The sequence below is a fragment of the Geoalkalibacter ferrihydriticus DSM 17813 genome (genome assembly GCF_000820505.1).
Lineage (GTDB): Bacteria > Desulfobacterota > Desulfuromonadia > Desulfuromonadales > Geoalkalibacteraceae > Geoalkalibacter > Geoalkalibacter ferrihydriticus.
Genome location: NZ_JWJD01000004.1, coordinates 90,323 through 107,979, shown reverse-complemented (window position 1 = coordinate 107,979; position 17,657 = coordinate 90,323). Strand labels below are relative to the sequence as shown.

Below are 17,657 nucleotides of genomic sequence, written 5' to 3'. Positions count from 1 at the left end.
AATCAGTCGATTTCCTTCCAGCGAATGCGAACCTTCTTGTCCAGATAGAACCGTGCGCGCAGTTTGTTGAGTTCAGCAATCAGCAGATCGATATCGTTGGTGGAGGTGAATACCTTCGGCACAACCAATTCGGTCACCTCAACATCCTTCACCTCCGGTTCAGGATCTCGCTTTTTGGTCTTATTCGTAGCGGCCATTTCAGACATGGTGGATGCGAGATCGCGGAGTTGGTGGTTCAGAGTGAAATCGTGGGAAAGAAGTTTTCTCAGCCCGTCAAGATTACCTTCAGCCTTCACGGTGAGAGTACCGGTCTGGCTGATGAACCATTCACGCTCGGCCTCCAACAGGTTGTTCCAATCCGGAGACCCGCTCCACTTTTCCTCTTCTGCTGCGATCAGCTCCGCCTGCTGGCCGGAAAGATCGTTGACGGCAGCCGCAACCAGTCGGTCGATCTCAGCGGCAGCCGTTCCTAACGAGGATATTTCATCGAAAAAGGAATCCCGGCCCAGGATGTCGCTTACGGTCGCCAACGGTTCTGCAGCGGTCTCTTTCAGCCGTGCCGGAATGCCGGAATCCGGCAGCCCCTCAATATCGCGACGCAATCGCGTGAGATGTGTCAACGTCGAGCGCAGTCCGTTATCCAGGCCCATTTTGAGCTTTCGCCCCCATATCAATGAATCGTAGAGCGGACTTTCGATCCCGCCCATACGTTTGACTGCGTCGGAGCCGTCACCGCTGACCACCTCGGTAAGATCGTTCGCCAGATTTTCTGCTCGGTCCGCCTGATCGGTGTTGTCAAGGCCGAGTGCGCAAAGCTCCATGGCAAGTGGAGCGAAGGCAGCCTGATAGCTCGGGAAGTATTTCTTGGCTGCCGCAGCGATCTCGTCTTCCAGTGGGAGAATGTTTTCGCCGGTCAGAACCCTCAGCCGATCACTGGCGCGAACCAACGCCTCTGGGTCAGGGCGCTCCTGCCGCAAGGAGATCCCGACGGCACCGATCGCTCTATTGGAAGAGAAGGCCGCGAAGGTCTCATCGTTTTTGACCACATGGTCATGACCGGCAATGCGGAGCTTGATTTCACCACCGAGGAAGGCACCGGCGAGCAGATAGCGAATCGTATCTTTGGCCCAACCGAAGGAGGGAGCGGCGAAATGGTCAAGCAGCCGCCGACCCTCGACCTGCCCCTGCTGCCCGAGGAAGTCCTTGATGGAGACGATCGCTTTATGGTCGGTCCTGATCTGGGCTCGGCCGCCGGCCCGGCTGACCAGACCGAGGGGATCTTCGGCTGTGGTTATGCGATCAAGGGGAGTTTTGAGGAATTTTTCGGCAAGACCGGTATCCGCCTGATGAGGCGCCTCCGGGTAACGGTCGAAGACTCGCGCCGCGGCATCGGCGAGAAAACTTTTGGCGGCCTCCATCACATCCGCTCCCCGCTCGGACACCGGCTGGTGCGCTCCGTGGGCGATGAATGATCCCGCGAGAAGGGCCGCCTGGAGCTTGCGCTCCAGTTCGTTGGCAGTGCGGGTCAGGCGCTCAACGATGATGCGGACGAACTCCTGGGTTTCCGGGTCGGAGGCCGTGCGGTGCTGATCGAGAAACTTACGGCAGCGCACCAGAGTGGTCGCAAGCTGGTCGGCTTCGGGATCAGCGCGTCCGATGAGAAAAATGCTGACACGTTCACGCGCGGTGCGGGATTCGTTCTCCCGCTCGTTTCGTGTTTCATCGTAACTGACGGCTGGCACGAACTCGACATGAAACTGAATCGCTTCCTTCTCCCCCTCCAGGGAAACCGACTGACCTCCGCCAATGACGATCTTCAAACCGGCCGTGACGGGCCGAACTCCGCTCAAGCGGGCAGAGGGGAGCGGTTTGAAGATGGAACGCAACACGCCATTGACTTCCGCGCGGAGGTCGACCTGCCGAAACTCGATCAGATCGAACTGTTTCTGCAGAGTGATGCCGGTCTGAGTGAGAAAACGAAGGCTGCCGTTCTTTTCCCCGAGCGGTATCATGCCGTCTTTGAGCATGGCAGCGATTGCCTTCTCGACCTCATCTTTTCGGGCCGGCGCATCAACGGTGGGCTGCAGCAAAGCGGCGATGTTATTCGCGGTGACCGGGAGGTTTTCGAGAATCTGCAAAACGGCGATCGATTTGGCCACCTGGTTGTACAACTGTTCGGTCGGGAAGCGATGGACGACGGCTTCTACCCCTTCGACGATGTGTGCATAGCTCGTCTGGATGTCGCGGCGCAGGGCGTCATAGAAAGTGACCGTATTGGCCAAGTGTCCGACCGGCTCATCAGCGAGGGAATTTTGTTGTCCGCTACGTTCAACCAGGACCTCCTGCACGACCTTGATGGCCGAACGCAGCCCCAGCCCCCCTGTCTTGCGTGCCAGGCGACCGAGCAACTGCAGCAGAATTTCAAAGTGAGCAGGCAAAAACGGGTAGAGGTCGACAAAGGTCTTCCGACCCAACCCGGTCTCGTAGACCCCACAATCCCTGAGCTGGGTGGCGGTGCGAAGGGACGGTCCATGGTTGTCGAACCATTTTCCGAGTTCCTGCTCGCCCGGCGTGGACTTGGTCAAGAGGCGCTTATGGCAGATCTCCTTGATGTCGCTGGCCTCCAGATGGATCTGGATTGGGAAACGGTCTTTGAGCTTAAAGAGACCGGGAGCGTTGAGCATCGCCGAAATGTTGTCTTCGGTGAGCGTCTGCTGGGCCGTGGCGAACAGCCAGACGGTCCCGCCCCCAATCTGCCTCAGGTTTTTCGCCAGGCCATCGAGATTGAGGATGAGGTTCGGCTTGGCGGAAACGTACTGACCGACTTCATCCACAATAAAGAGGATGTTCTTTTTGCCCGACTTGCGGCGTACCAGCTCGACCATCTCCTCGGCCCGCTTCAATTCGGACTTGCTCACGTGCAGGGTCAGGTTTTGGAAGTCCTCGGCCTTGGGAAAGAGCTTCGGGTAGAACTCGCAGGCCAGGCGGGCGGCGATCTGGTTGGCGACCAGGGGCTGGTTGCGCACCTCTTTCCAGTCAATACCGTCTAGCTCCTCGCTGGCGCGGCTCAAAAAGGAATCGAGCCGCCCATCCATCTCCAACATCCGCTCCAGCTCGGCGACTTTGAGGTCTTCGGAGTAGCCGGCCCACTGAAGCACCTTCAGGTAGAGGACGGTTGAGATATCCTCCATCGAAGCGCCAGCAAGCATCTCGCTGGCCAGATCGAGGAAGATGACGGCCGCATCGTAGGTGGCTGAGACTTGATTGAAAAGAGCGCGGACCGGAACTGTCTTGAGTTGATTTTGCAGAAGGTGGAGGAAGGAGTCATCACCGAGCTTCATTCCTCGGTCGAGAGCAAAACCGAGATATTTGGTGAATGAACTTTTACCCGAGCCATAGAAGCCGGAGACCCAGACCCCGATTTCGTGACCGTCCCCTCCCTGCATTGCTGCCTGCATTTTCTTGAGCAGGTCGGCGAAGTTCTCCTCGATGTTTTCGGTGACCACGTATTCTGAGATTTCGGTCCGCAACTGAGCTTCGCTGCGGTTCTGATAGGTAATCACCTTCTCGATGGGGCGACTGAGGGCCCGAGATGAATCGAAGAGGGTACGAATCGTTGCCATAGCGAAAGCTCCTTCGGTTATCCGATGTGCTCGGAACGATAATTGGGGTCGGCGGGGTAGAATTCCAGGAACCGTAGACTGGTCTTTCCTTCGCGCTTGCCAGGGTAGAGGACCACTACCGGACAGCGGATCGATCCCTGTAGCTGGGCCTCGATACTGTTGATGCGCAGATACGGATGCAGCGCTTCCAGGTCGGTAAGGAGGAGGATACCATTGGGCTGCGCGGTCGCTTCCTCCATTTTGGCCCTCAGAAGCATAATGAGATCGGTGCCTTCGGTCAGGGCCTTAGCCAAAGTTTTATTAATTTCGCCAAACTCTATGGGCTTGCCTGTGCGCGCGGCCTGATCTAGGACCATCTTCTCGCCAAGGAGCCATTGCCTGCGCAGCTTGTGCTGTCGCAGGATTGAGTTTAGCGCCTCGGCCATGGAAAGGGTAACCACCCGCCAACCCAGATTCTCCAGTTTGGCGACCCAGGCGCGGGTATTACGCTTCACGGCGAGAATTTCGCTGACCGGGAATACCAGATAATAAATAGGGTCGGAGCCGGTACTCTCCAGCCGCCGGCCGTGCCCCAGACGCAGGCAGACCTCGTCAAACTTATCTTTGAGTGAGTGCATTGAGGCATTCCTCCATGCTGCGGTATTTCCACGAAATCTGGACCAGATCTGCGGTCGACTGGATCAACAGATGACCATCATGGCTGAGCGTCTTCAGTAGGCGGATGACTTCCTGACTGTTCAGGCCAAACAGCCGCCAGTCCGGGTGATGAACAACGGACATGTCACTCAGGGGCTTTAAATGGAGATCGTAGGCTAAATAAAGGGCAACATCCGAGCGGATCGAAAAACGGTTGATCCTGCGCTCTTTCCCCCGTCCGTTTTCCAACAATCCAAAATCGACACAGCACCCGAGGAGATATCCGGATATCCGTTTAATGGTCGTTTCGGACCAGCGTTTCTGCATCTTCCCTGCATCGAGCGCCCGATGGATGAACGATTCCGCATCTTCCCGGACCAGTGAAAGAGCGCCGGCCATGTACTTCGGCCAGTAGACCTCGATCACGAAATCTGCAAAGACTCGTTGGGCTCGCGCCGTCTGCAGGTAAAATACCTGGGTCAGAGCGCTTGACGGGAAGCGCTGTTCGAGAAGAAATTTGAGGCGGGAAGCAACCGCGCCCTGCTCCACCAGGTAGCGGGGCGCGAACATCTCGGCCACCAAATTCCTGGTCCGCCTGGCGGTAGCCCGGGAAAACAATCCCTCCTCCACCGCCCGGTCAGCCAGGTGAGACGGGATCATCCCGGGCTCCCACAGGCGCAGCAAATCCATCGTCTCCGGAATCATCCCGAGCCCAGCCTGAAGCTGAGTCGTATATCTCTCGTCAGCGTGCATCTTTGTCCGGGGCGAAGTAAGGGTAGGACCGAACGCCCTCTCTGAAGGCGGAATGATAGTGTGCGGCGAGCTCTCGCACCGCTGTCGGCGTCAAAATCCGGCTTTCCACTCCGACCTGCACCGGACCCGTAGGAGCGTGGATCAAGGCATCGGCCAAGTGATGGAGCGTCTCCAGCGCTGCCTCGTGAGACTGGATCTCGTTGAATAAGGCATTCATGTCTTCTCGTTCGAGGGTTTGCTCCAGGAGATCTTCCATAGCCGGCGGCAGACGGAAGAGATGATAGGAGCCGACCCGCCCGAGTGCCTTGTCATGTACCGAGCAAGCCGCCTCGGTAGTGGCCCGTAGAGCCGCGGCGCGGGCTGTCCGCGGGAAGGTGGTTTCGAGGAAGCGGATGCCGGTGGCATCGAGAAAGTTGCAGTCCCACCATCCCGCCTGCTTGCCCTGCCCGAGATAGCCGACGGCTAAACGCATCAGGATAAATTGATTCAATACCTGAGAAGTGTTTTTTAAATCGGCTACCATACCATCTCCGATGTGGCTAATGCTCTCATAAGGGCATTCAAGGATTGTGAACGGGGGTAGGTACTTCAGAATGGAAGAAGGAGGCCCCCCGCATTGCCAGATCTGCCAAAAAGATTAGAAATGAAATTAGATAGGGCTCTTATCCTAGCCTACAATAGTCGGTTTTTCCAGATTAAACGATTCGAAATCATGTATTACTTGGATGCGGAAACCTCGGGTTCATTGTCTTCCTAAATCTCATCAGGCGCTTTCCACTGGCGAAAACGATGGAGGGTATCCACTCCTCCTAGAAGAGCGCGAGCTTTTCGAAGCCGCTCCTGGAAAAATGCGTTATCCTCAGTGTTCATTTCGGCCGCCCGACGCTCAGCGTCATCAAAAAACTCCTCGACGCGCTTGGCCTCTGCCCACTTTTCGATGATGTCGAATAGCTGCTCACGGCTCTCCTCCAGTGCCTGCATGCGTTTCCGCTCAGCTTCTTCACGTGCCCACTGCAGTCGTTTCGCCTCCCATCGTTGCCGTTCCAGTTCAGCTTCGTGTTCGGCCTCCTCAACGAGTGTTGCGATGGTGGATGCTTCGCGCTCAAGCTCACGTACAATAGATGGGATTTTGTTGGCCAGGTCTCCGTTCTTAGATTCTCGCCACTGCCGCTTCCAGTCTGTTCTGGGATAAGGTGAGTACGCCTGCAGGCAGAACCTGCCACTTGGCAGATCTCGTTTGCTTACCCAGGAGCTTGATGAATATCCCCTGCGCTTCGGCGGGGGAGCATCGGCGACACGAATGTACTTGCCATCGACCCAGCGTACCTCGACCGATTCTGCTATCTCGAAGAGAGTTAACCCGATCGCGACCGTTCCGACAAAGACAACGGTTGTACGGTATGGGCACCACAGGGTTGGGGGATATCCTAGATCATGCTCCCGGGGATCGACCGTGGCCCTTCTAAAATGTTCTGAGCTGGGGGAAAATACGACCCGATGGCCACGATTCTCTAATGCCAAGAAGAGGGTGTTCGCTGATTCCAAGGCACGGGCAAGGGATTCTCTCGACAAAATCAGATCGACCAGGAGTCTTTTTTGTGGTTTCAGATAGCCATCGTCCTTTTCGCGAGCAGCATCGAAGTGTTCACGGGCGCCCACCAGGAGGTTATGCTGTCCGCTGGAGTCGGTACGAGGGTGGGCTTTTCTTCTACGCCTACCCTGCGGCGGCTGTGGCAGTTTTCGCGGGGCTCTTATCGGTTCACCATCGCGTGACCACTCCAATTCGTCCCCAGGCTGAGCTTCTGGGAGCGGAGGCTGTTTACTGGTTTTTCCTACCGCTAGTTTGGCCCAATACCCTCTGGCCGGTCGCGGCACATTCATCCGCTTACAGACACGGGCGAGGAAGCTCGACGACACATTGTAGCGTTTGGCTACCGTGATCATCGGTTCTGCCCAGACCTCCTCATACAAATTCTCGCGCGTGATGGCCATCGAGTGTCTCCTCGACGATGATCGCGTCCCAAAATGCAAGAATAAAGAACTCTGAAATTGCGCCGAGCTCTGGAGAGGTTACATGCAAGTGGACAGACAAACGCTCCCAGCTTCACCTCTCCTCGACTGTGAAAGGGGCCGCATTGAGAAGGTGCTCAGGAGCTGGCGAGGCAAGCTCCTTTAACGGTGGTATTACAAAGTGGTCTCGAACTGTTTTTTCGAGATACCGATCCCAGAACTGTTCGCGGAACCGGGCTTGTTGCCCGCTTGAACGGAAATACAATCGCTCGTTTATTACAGTCCGCAGCTCTCAGATCCTTGTGAGCGGTATCAAAACTGTCGCCTTGACTGGGGGGGTAGTGCTTCGGCTTGGAGTGCTTCTTCCACTAACAACAGACGAATTCGCTCAGGTTTGTATTTTCCCGCAGCAGCTTGGCGCCTTGCGCGAACCTCCCTCCGATACGGTCCATTTTCAGGTGCCAATGATGTACTCATGTCAGGGAGTACGCTGTTTAAGTCACCAGTCAAAGCGTGACAAGGGCTTCACACATCTCGCCAAATCGGCACACTCGTAGCCTCTACAAAGGAGACACGCCTAAACTCAGTCTGGAGATACGCAGTGGCGTTGCCGCGTATTCTGCGGTTGTCTTCGGCGTTCGGGTCTCCGAAAATAGCTACAAAAACATGGTTCACGCTGCTATGGTCAACTGCAGAGAAGATGTGGCGATCAACATCTGAGAACCCATGGCCGAAGATAAACATATAACCGGACTCTTTCGCTAGCTGCCGCAGGCAATAACTCAAATATGGATTTTTATTAATTCGATTGAGCTTTGCTTCAGATGTAGGCTCAGAAACAAACAAAGGGAAAACATTTTGGCGAAGATTTTCTTGCACAGTGTCGATTATCGCTTGTCCCCTTTTTGTAAAGGAATGTTTCCTTACACCGTACCTAGTTTCGTATAGGTGTAGTGCACCGTGGAGAAAGAAAATTTCTTGATCTGTATCTGGTCCCACCCAAAGCCTGTCACCCCGAAAACCATCATCCGTATCCCAGTCGTCTGGCGGCAGATCATTCTGGTTACGCGCCCAGTACATCAAAAGATCATAATTTACTGTGTAAATATTTTTAAATCTGGCCAAGAAAGATCTCACGTGCCGATACTCGGTATCGGAAATTTCATTTGGACGACTTGGATGGGTTTCGGCTATAGCCCTCAGAAGGCCATCCTTAATCAGTTGCGCATCAGCTTCAAGTTGTGTCACCAGAGCTTCGTTCGCCGCATACAATCGGAGAATATCTCTGGATGCTCGCAAACGGCTCGTCACCTTCTCGAAATCCTGAGTTTCCAGGACTGTGAAAAGTTGGCGTATTTCACGTTCGCGATCTCCGAATCTGGCTGCATAGTAGAGGGTTTCGTAATGAAATGGCTCGTCGCACCAGCTTCGGGAGAATCCGTTGCCTAAGAGAACGGAAATCCTTTCTTCACCAATAGTTTCCCGCATTTCTTCAAACGTCATCTTGTCATCCTAACCACTGGAGATGGGGGGAGAGTCATGAATTGATCGTACATCCCCGCTCATACGATATTTTCTAAAGAAGCTTGGTTTCAGGGAATCTGTGGAGGCTGCGGGTCGATACTTTCCTGCTCCAAAATAATAGCTGGGTCATGACTCACCAAGGCGTCCATCAAATCCTGAATCTGCGGGCTTATGGATTTTGCCCTGAACCGCGGCAGGCTGCCAGTGACCATTTCTCCGTGCCGTGAAAGGATTTCGGGACTCATCAGATGGAGTCGAAGGTCCCTTCGGATTTGCGCCTGCAGATGATTGGCGATGCGGAGACCTCCGACGTCGATATCCCCCCAGTGAAAAAAGGGAGTATGAGAGTCCAGTTTGCGTTCAAGGGTCTGAATTACCTCTGCTGTATGCGGATTGAGAAAGCCGGCGGAAAAGACGATTAGACCTTCATCATCCACCTCACGTACATGCCGGTTAAAGGAGGCGAGATTCTCGATCGTCAGAATATAGGAGGGCATTAGCGCAAACGCGATATCTTCAATCGCATCGGGAGGAATTCCGAATCCCCATTTTAGGGGCTCCATGTTCAGCCAATCTCCCCCACTTTTTATCCTCACTGGCCCTTTGAAAAACAGGGGTTGTGGGAATTTGACTAGGCCCAGACTTTCGAAAAGCTCCTTTGGCTCCAAGCCAGTATCGAACTGTTCATTCCAGATGCGGGCGAAGCGGTCGTACATTCTCTCCATCGCCTTCGAGTCACCCAGTACCCTGGCGCTGAAGGTGCGTAAATCGAGGCCTTTCTGTTTGCCTTCTTTAACCGCGCCCAAGGCGTCGATCAGGAGCTTAACTTCCCCGACCTCTCCAGGGGAAATCCGGTAAGCTGCCTCTCCACGGGACCATTTTTCTGCTACCCGGGCAACAAGATCCGAGAGCCAAGACTCTTCAGGGGGGACATGGAACATCAACTTCGCCTGTGCTTCGGCGGCAATCTCGCGGGCGAGCGGCACTCCCAAAAATCGTCCTAGCGTTTCTCCGTCCAGGAGGATGATTTTGCGCAGAAGATGGCTTTCAAAATGCTTTCCCCAAACCAGCTCGATGCATCCCTCGGCGGCGGCGTTTTTCAAGCAAGCATGTAACTGATCTTTGGCATCGGGATCGATTGTCTGAAAATATGCTGGAGCCCGCTCCTTTGTGATCGTAAGGGTCTTTCTCTGTTTTCCATCCGGATTTCGCTGCCAGATTTGGAAAAGCTTCCGAAGGAGATCATGACCAGGGTTCATCAGGTGCCCCCGACAACGGAACGCTCGATGGATATAGAATCCGATTCCTTCTCGGTTCCATCATCTTCTTTTTTTATGAAAAAGGGATTATCGGAGCGTAGTAGGTCATGCGCTTTCGTTGACAAGAATTCCGTCTCAATCTCGACGTCAACGCCGTCGCGATAAACCCAGACGACCGTGTCGACCTGTGCGGCCAGTGTCGGGTACTTTTCGTCGGGCGCTGCCAACAGCACTTGTAGACCGGTATCCTTAAGAAATTCCAGACAGTTAAAACAGTTGGCAGCATCAAGTTTTGAAAATGCCTCATCAAAGGGAGCTAGATTCATCCCTCCCGCCACTGTGCCATTGAGTCTTTTGGTGATTCGATATGAGGCGGAAAGAGAGGACCCGATGGCCACATAGAACGGCGCCATGTTCTCTCCTCCGGAACCTTTGGCTATGCGGTGCTTGAGGTTTGCTACTTTATTCCCATCACGGTCGAACATCTCCACATCGAAGACATAGTAGTTACGGTAGTCGGAGACGAGTTTGGCGGCGTCATCGTCCTGAAAAGCCCAGTTGATGAACTCGATCGCTTCACGGTGCGGCGAATCGGGATCGTTGGCCGGGTCGAAAAGACCGCCCATGTATTGGCTGGAGCGGTCTTCTTCAATCGCCTTTGCGAATTTAATGACTTTGTCCAATTCAGGATTGGCGACACAGCGAAACTGGTAGATTTCCCCGTGGAAGGGGCGGTTTTTGAGAATTTTGTTCAGCCCGGCAATATTGTCGCGCACTGCCCCGAGGCGTTCGACGAGACGACTGATGAATTTGGTACGGAAGGTGACCTCTACTTCCTTCAGAGCGTTCTCCGCCCTTGTCTCGTATTCTGCGAGAGTTGTCTCCTCCAGGCGCGTTTTCTCTTCAGCAATGAACTTCGCCCGCTGTTCAAAAGTCTCGAAGTCAAGTGCGCCATCACCCAGCAAAAATGTCTGTGCAAAGTTTTTGCTGAGAAAATTCGTAAGACCCACCATGACCTTTTCCTTGGAGGTGGCGCGAGTTTTCCGCCGGCTTTCGAGGTGCCCATGAATGTGATTGATCACAGCTTCATAAACATTTTCGCTCTCGGCGAAGCGGACGCGCAGTCTGTACAAGGTTTCCGAGGCGAGCGCCGGATCGAGACGGGAATCTTCGCGTATTTCCCCCAGGGAGGCCTCGAAGGCTTCGGCCTCTCTCTCTCGCTCAGCAATGAAGTTGCTCAGGTGGACACGGAATTCTCTTTTAGATTCCGCTTCACTTCGGGCCTCCATCAACCTTTTCACCACATCATCAAGAGTGCCCTTCAAATCGGTAATGAGCTGCTTAAGTTTCGTGTTCTCCTTCTGATTCAGCAGTTCGATTTCGCTAATTAACTCCTCTATCCGATCCTCCAAGGATCTTCGTTCGGAAGCAAGATCGGTAACACATTCGGCATTGGTGAACTTGGCGACGAAGCCCTTAATGATCTGGACGGCGTCTTCGACGCGATTTTGATGCGCGGTGAGCTTTTCAATCTCCACTGCTTTGGTTTCGATCAATTTCGAGAGGCGAACGCGCAGCGCCTCTCGGTTCTGTCTTCCCAAAATGGAATACGGCACCTCCGACATCATTGTGACGGTGCCACCCGAGGCGAGCATAAGATCGGTCGTGGCCGCTCGACGGTGCTGTAGCAGATCTGATTCTTTCTCGACACAGATGATGTTACCGAGGCGCAAATTGATAAAGGCGCGGGCGTGAGGATCATCCGTAGTTACCTTCTCGGCCAAAGAGTCTTTTTTCGACAGGTTCTCCCACTCTGCAGTTTTCGTGGTATTGACGACGAGCGAACCACGGAACCCCTTCCCTTCATAGCGGTAGATTCGGATAGCATCGCGAGCCTTGTTCTTTTCCGGCGGAACGATGAGCGCCTCCCTAGCATTACCGAGGACAGCTTCGATGGTGTCTCGCCACCGCTCATCGCTGACATCTATCAAATCGCACAGGGGAGTCGCCTCGATTTGATTCTTGGCGAGTAGTTCCATCAAGCCGCGGGTCGCCTTTCCTATAGGAGCCTGCTTTCTGGCGAGCATGGCAGCTTGCGCCTCTAGTTCCCTCTTATTCTCTTGCAACGGCACAATTTGCTGCCAGAGATTTGCGGACTGAGCGGAAATCGAAGGCAAAGCGTTGGTGGAGGCTTTTGTAAACTTTTCAACCAACATGTCGAAATGAGTCGGTGACTGCGGCCATGCCTGCCCGAGCAAATCGTCGATATCGGCCTCGGCGAGCAACTCTTTGGCAGCACTGGAAAGCTCCTCAGGAATGTTGGATGCGCCATCGCTCAGGGTTTTGAGGCTTAGACAATCCATACGCCTGGAGTCGATAGAACTCCTTGTCTGACGTAGGTTTTTCTCCTTAATATTCCTCTCATCCTCCAGTTTCTGAATCCGCTGAGTGACATCCTCCTTTTCCAGGTCACGTTGTTTTTCCCAAAGTTTTTTCTGAACCGTCTCTTTTTCCTCCTCCAACTCCTTAGCTTCTTTGTCAAGGCGCACGAGATCGTCGTTAATCTCGTCCAGTTCCATCTGAACGGGGCTGGCCAGCTCATAGCACATTTCAATGCGTGCAGCGTACGATGCGTGCTCGTGATGGAGAATCTCTCCATCCAAACCCTCAACGTTGCGACAGATTCGATCGAGATCAGAGAGCTCCGAAATTAGCTCACTGGTTTTCACGGCCTTATCGCGCAGGCCGCGCCAAAATTTCAGCGATTCACTGAGATCACGGATATTGATGTGATCGCTGTCGAGCATGTTCTCCCGGACGAATTTCGTCGGATCATTGATTGGTTTGAAGGAGATGGCTGACAAAAGAGACTTGACCACAGTGGGAGCGCTCATCGGCATGGCCGGCTCAGCGCTCATGTGCGTGTAGAACTTGCGGGTGAAATCCCCTGGGCCCTTGTTGGGAAGCTCAAGTGATTCGCCCAACCTGAACCGACGAGTCAGGCGGTCTTTGACGCGTGCCCAGGGAAGGGATGCTGCCCCTTCAGATGTATCTTCGTTGAAATCATCGACTGAAAGGGGGGCACCTTTTGTAATGAAATACCCGAGGATGTCCTCTCTTGGCTCCGCCGCCGTTGCCCATATAGCAACCCCAGCGCAGATATGTTCGTCCTTCTGATCGTCATAGAAGCACAGGACGATATAGGTATTCGCCCTGTCGCGGGACGGGAGTTTCACCGGCGCATTGGGATCACTGACAATTCCGAGGCAGTATTCGCGAATTGTTCGTGCTGAGCGTTCGTTGCTCCCCTTGTTTAGATAAATCTTGTTTTTGTCGCCACCGGCCAGGACGACCTGTACCCCGTCCAGAATGGAGGATTTTCCTGCTCCATTGCCACCGAGAACGGCGGTAGTGCCGACGATCGGAATTTCTTGGATATCAAACAGATACCACTGGACGAAAATGATCTTAACGAGATGCTTCATCTTGTGCCCCCTCGATTTCCTCAGCATCGATTTCATCAACCTCAGCAGGGTCCAGATTTCCGGCGGATTGGATTCCAGCATAAACCTCCAGCGTACGAAACCAACTTTCGTTGAGCACGTACCGGATGGCTGGACGGATACGAAAATCGATCACCCTCTCGTTTTCTTCGATGTCGTCGATAACCCCCATGCGCCTGAAGTCGTTGAGAATGCGGCGAAGCTCCGTGAGCAGCGGTCGCTTGTCGACGCCGGTCGAGACCTCGTACTTCGCCAGCACCTTCTCCGAGTTGGTGTATGCGCAGTTGTTTTTAATCCTGAAGTTCTCCAAAGCATCCTCGTAGACGAGGCGCAGAGTAAGGAGCAAGAGGGCTTCCTCCTTTTTAAGCCGCAGCGAATTGGTACGACCCCGAGGCAGAATGCCGACCATGCCAATTTCCCGGTCATGGATATACTCGTGATTCATTGCATCGAATAGGCTGCGATAGTAATCCGAGAAATTTACTAGGGCGGAGTACACTTTCCTATCCTTATCGGCATCGGAATACAGGAACTGCCTCTCTAGGAGGACGGCCGCCGCGCGCCGCAGGTGGTCGGCTTCGATTAGCTCGTTCTGCTCGACGATCCTCTTCAGATCTTTAAGCATTTTTACGCCTTTCGACGATGAAGTTGGGACAAGAGATCCAGTCCGTCTGAACTAAATCCTTCTTTCGTCTGACACTGTATGCTTTGGCCTTGAACTGACCACGGCCATACATTTTGGGTAGATGTCGGATGAGCAAAAAAGAAATCAGGTCGTCTACTGTTAGGATTTCGAATTCGGAGGCGCTCATCACCGTCCGCGCGCCCATCTGTCGGTCGAGATACATCACGACCCGGTGTGGTTCGAAAGCTCTTTTTTTCATAAACCGGCGGATGAGTTCCTTGCGCAGCTTCACCTCTGGATTCACTGATTTGGGCCTGAGAACCTGCGCCGCCGGTTTTTCTTTGCGACCGCGGGGACTGTATAGGCTGAAGGGGCTTAGGACCTTGGTCTGATTGCTAAGAAGGGGGCCTGGGATGTCCGGGAGATCACCATCATCCTGTAGAACTGGACCGAGACTGCTGAGAAGATCGACAAGCCGATTGGATATGCCAGGCATAGTTCGATCGATAAAGCGAACGGTCTCCTCCATCCTGTTTTGAAGTCGGGAACAGAAGGAATCGATTTTTTCCAGGCGTCTGTCTACTGACCGGAAAACCCTGGAAATGTAGTCCATATCCCTCCGAAGACGCGCAGCGGCATCATCTTCGCCAATACTGAAGTGAGAGGCATACGCCTCCACAAGGGGATGAAAAATGCTGTCGATATGCTCGGCCTGCTGGAGCAAGCTGATAATCCGTCCACGAAAACGGAATGGATTATCGGCTGAATTGAGTGTTTTGTAGTCTGCGATAAGGATATTCTCAACGAACTCTTCGAAGAAGGAGGCCAGCACCTTCTTGGGGTCATTGATCTTAGCCAGAAGATCCTGCACCTCTTTCAGGCTGTACAAAATGCCCCTGAGATGGTTGGAGAACTCCCGAGTTTGTGAAACGGCATCCAGAAAAACGATGCCCCGTTCCTTCGGGTTGTTGATCGCTGATTCAATGTGGGCAAGGATCGAGATGACTGTTCGGCCGTAGTTCTTTTTTTCGTGCGCCTCAATTCCGAGCAAAGCCTCCAATAAGAGCCTGGCGTTCGGGTTGGGAACAACGTTGGTGTGGTATCCGTCCTCCTCGGGCTCCAGCCATCCGGTGTTAACGAGGCGGCGATAAATGTAATCGGCGGCCAGCGGAATCGTGTCGTAGACCGCCTCGGCCTCCTCGTCTTTCAGGGCGAGAGTTTCCTCGATTGCCAACACTTGATAGATCTCGTGCTGAACGATCTCGCGCCGCGGCGCGTCGGAGTCCGGGTTGTCGTCATCAAAGAAGAGCGTGTGGAGACGCTTGAGCACCTTCTCGAAGAGGTGGCGATTAGGACCGGCTAGGGGCCGAAAGATATCGTCTGGGAGCTTGCCGAAAAGCATTATATCAATCTCTCGCTCTGGGATACCTAAGGCGCACAAAAGTGCATTCGGCGCTTATTATGATTCCACCTCGAAATAAAACATCATGTTGCAGTATCCAAACTATATTATCCATATCCCTTGAGTAATGAGCTTGACAGGATCAGAGTGGTACGCATCTAAGATTAAGCACCCCTCTTTCATTTACAAGGCAAACCAATAGGCCTTCCGGCGGTTCCTCAGTTCCCACAATAATCATAAGAAATGTCTTCAGTTCGTGACGTGACTTGCGAAAACAATCAACCATGCTCCTGATGTCTTCACCGGAAGGGGAAGGTATCGGCTGTGGGTGAGTATGCCAGTCCCCCACAAAATGCCTTCCTTTCTTGTGCCGAGCTTTTATCTCCTGTCGTTGTAAAAGACGGTTCGGAAGGAACCCATACCTCCCTCTCCGATCAAGTAGCTTGGGCTCAGTTGCTTCAACGATAATCGTATTGCCGCCGTCGAATCTGGCGAAGAGTTGTCCTCCCGCTTCCTTGTCTTTCGCAGATAATTGGCGGTGGCGAACCAGGGAAGCGACTACTTCATTGTTCAGTATTACCAAAGGGCCACCAGTTTCGGTGCTATATGCAAGGATCATAGTGGTCTACCGCAAATAGGACAACTCACATCATTCTTGAAGGGAACAATCATCATTCTGCCGCCGTTCTCAGGGCTCCCATGGCGGACTATCCAATCAGGATGCCATTCCCCATTTTCGCGTTCCAGCAATTTCTTCTGGCCAATCCAAACTTGATGGGCAGATGAGGTTACTCGTCCAAGTAGGATATCGGCAACGAGATCCGCTACGAGGGTCTGCGAATAGGAGAGTTCGTTCGCACCGTAGGGCTGAAATACACCACCGCACATGGGCACCATTTTTTGAGTTCCAACACCAGGCCATTTTGTAACCGGCACTCTTGGGCGTCCCATGTCATCGGTTATACAGCGAAGACATCCCTCCTCTCCAAAGAAAGCAACCGCATGGGCGGCTGCTGCCTGCTCTTCGAGCCAGCCGAAGATGACGGGAGGAAATTCCTTGGAGTTATAGGTGAGAGCGCTAAGACTGCTTTCCGCCGACCAGGAACCAATCGTTGAGATGATAAGGTCTGCAGAGGTGAATATGGACCGATCCTTTTTGTAGCAGAGTTCCCATCGCTCGCAATGTGACTCAAACTGCAGGTGGGGAAATCGTTTAGAGAGGATATTCGCCTGTTCCGCAGCTTTCATCCGTGACATTGAGCGAACGCCAAGTGTATGTCGACTTGTGTTCTCCGTCGATAAAGCCTCCGGGTCAACCAGAACAAGTTTGCCAATGCCCATCTTCGCTAGGAGCTCAGCGACCCCACTTCCCAGTGAACCAACCCCCAGCAGAAGGACAGTCTTGTTTCCAAGGATCGTCACATCGGGATTGTGATCGCGGCCGTGGACCCAGGAAGGATCGCAGCGGATAACCGACGCACCTCTGACTGGGTAAACGCCATAGCGTTGCAGAAGGATGTGCTGCGACATATGTCCCTTGCGGAAACCATAATCGATTTCCTTTTTGGCGCTAGGCAACATAAGACCCGCAAAACCGTGACCTCGGCGACCGGGAAAGGCAAGTAACAAACCCTTGCGCTTATCCCTGTTCACGCAAACGAGATTTTGCAACATCGACAGCGCATCTGTGTCGCTCCTGAGAAGAGCGTACAGATCTGAGACAGAGTTTGGATACTCTGACGGCCGGAGAGGTCTGGGCACCCTGATGAGGGGAATTGATTGAAGGGTAGCTTTTGAGTTGGGAGTAAAATAGTTCGAAACCCACGATTTTAGGGTTTTCTCGTCGTCTGCGACGATAGTGAAGTTTCGTTCATGGAAGGCGCAGACCCACCGGGACGGACCGTCGATGGCGCAAAGAGATATGAACTTTTCAGTGTTACGCTGCCAACGATTCCAGTAACTCTGGAACTCGTCCTCGAATCGTTCCAGTGAAGCCCCCGAGTGCCACCCATTGACAAGGTCTCTGGCGTCGGCAAGCAACTCCATGGAGACCGACTCAATGCGTTCTGTGGAAGTCAGCGCCCCTTCCACGAGAAGACAGAGAATCCCCTGCTCCTCCAGATTCGGGCGCGTAAGTACGGCGGGTGGAGGGAAAACGGCAATCCTGGGAGATCTGAACGGGAATTCTGCGTCGACAAGGATTCTCAAGTGGACGGCAGGGTCGTCACACAGACCGGGGAATTCCCAACCTGCGGTAAACCTCCCTCCGTATGAATTCAGGTCCGAGGGAATCAATCGACGCCACTCGGGAAATTGAGCAAT

General features: G+C 53.6%; 12 protein-coding genes and 1 pseudogene. All 13 read right to left on the bottom strand.

The genetic code is table 11. The features are described 5' to 3' along the window. Positions 1 to 2: 2 nt before the first annotated feature. The gene (gene brxC / locus GFER_RS11570) at positions 3 to 3,623 is read right to left on the bottom strand and encodes a BREX system P-loop protein BrxC (protein WP_040099782.1); all 3,621 of its coding nucleotides are present in this window, start codon (positions 3,621 to 3,623) and stop codon (positions 3 to 5) included. A 17-nt stretch (positions 3,624 to 3,640) separates the two neighbouring features. Further along, positions 3,641 to 4,240 carry a BREX protein BrxB domain-containing protein gene (locus GFER_RS11565; protein WP_040099780.1) on the bottom strand — a complete coding sequence of 200 codons (600 nt, stop codon included), beginning with the start codon at positions 4,238 to 4,240 and terminating at the stop codon, positions 3,641 to 3,643. Next, the gene (locus GFER_RS11560; protein WP_040099778.1) at positions 4,221 to 5,012 is read right to left on the bottom strand and encodes a BrxA family protein; all 792 of its coding nucleotides are present in this window, start codon (positions 5,010 to 5,012) and stop codon (positions 4,221 to 4,223) included. The genes GFER_RS11565 and GFER_RS11560 overlap by 20 nt, the downstream gene beginning before the upstream one ends. Then, the gene (locus GFER_RS11555) at positions 5,002 to 5,535 is read right to left on the bottom strand and encodes a BrxE family protein (RefSeq protein WP_052446331.1); all 534 of its coding nucleotides are present in this window, start codon (positions 5,533 to 5,535) and stop codon (positions 5,002 to 5,004) included. Before GFER_RS11555 ends, GFER_RS11560 begins: the two co-directional genes overlap by 11 nt. 230 nt (positions 5,536 to 5,765) lie before the next feature. Continuing rightward, entirely contained in the window at positions 5,766 to 7,004 is a 1,239-nt protein-coding gene (locus GFER_RS11550; protein WP_040099777.1) for a hypothetical protein, read from the bottom strand. Between the two features lie 543 nt (positions 7,005 to 7,547). Further along, on the bottom strand, positions 7,548 to 8,525 hold the full coding sequence (locus tag GFER_RS11545; RefSeq protein ID WP_040099775.1) for a DUF4917 family protein: 978 nt from the start codon (positions 8,523 to 8,525) through the stop codon (positions 7,548 to 7,550). An 89-nt stretch (positions 8,526 to 8,614) separates the two neighbouring features. Then, positions 8,615 to 9,805 (bottom strand): Wadjet anti-phage system protein JetD domain-containing protein, encoded by a 1,191-nt coding sequence (locus GFER_RS11540; RefSeq protein WP_040099773.1) that lies wholly within the window; start codon positions 9,803 to 9,805, stop codon positions 8,615 to 8,617. After that, positions 9,805 to 13,290, bottom strand: coding sequence for an SbcC/MukB-like Walker B domain-containing protein (locus GFER_RS11535; RefSeq protein WP_040099768.1), 3,486 nt, complete (start codon positions 13,288 to 13,290; stop codon positions 9,805 to 9,807). The genes GFER_RS11540 and GFER_RS11535 overlap by 1 nt, the downstream gene beginning before the upstream one ends. Beyond that, the gene (locus GFER_RS11530) at positions 13,274 to 13,933 is read right to left on the bottom strand and encodes a DUF4194 domain-containing protein (RefSeq protein ID WP_052446330.1); all 660 of its coding nucleotides are present in this window, start codon (positions 13,931 to 13,933) and stop codon (positions 13,274 to 13,276) included. The genes GFER_RS11535 and GFER_RS11530 overlap by 17 nt, the downstream gene beginning before the upstream one ends. Continuing rightward, positions 13,926 to 15,335 (bottom strand): Wadjet anti-phage system protein JetA family protein, encoded by a 1,410-nt coding sequence (locus GFER_RS11525; RefSeq protein WP_040099762.1) that lies wholly within the window; start codon positions 15,333 to 15,335, stop codon positions 13,926 to 13,928. The genes GFER_RS11530 and GFER_RS11525 overlap by 8 nt, the downstream gene beginning before the upstream one ends. A 142-nt stretch (positions 15,336 to 15,477) precedes the next feature. Further along, the gene (locus GFER_RS19780) at positions 15,478 to 15,954 is read right to left on the bottom strand and encodes a Mov34/MPN/PAD-1 family protein (protein ID WP_074669435.1); all 477 of its coding nucleotides are present in this window, start codon (positions 15,952 to 15,954) and stop codon (positions 15,478 to 15,480) included. Next, positions 15,951 to 17,009 (bottom strand): ThiF family adenylyltransferase, encoded by a 1,059-nt coding sequence (locus GFER_RS19365; RefSeq protein ID WP_235264078.1) that lies wholly within the window; start codon positions 17,007 to 17,009, stop codon positions 15,951 to 15,953. The genes GFER_RS19780 and GFER_RS19365 overlap by 4 nt, the downstream gene beginning before the upstream one ends. 279 nt (positions 17,010 to 17,288) lie before the next feature. Beyond that, positions 17,289 to 17,543 (bottom strand): annotated as a pseudogene (locus GFER_RS19775) (E2/UBC family protein); the annotation flags it as partial. Positions 17,544 to 17,657 lie beyond the last annotated feature (114 nt).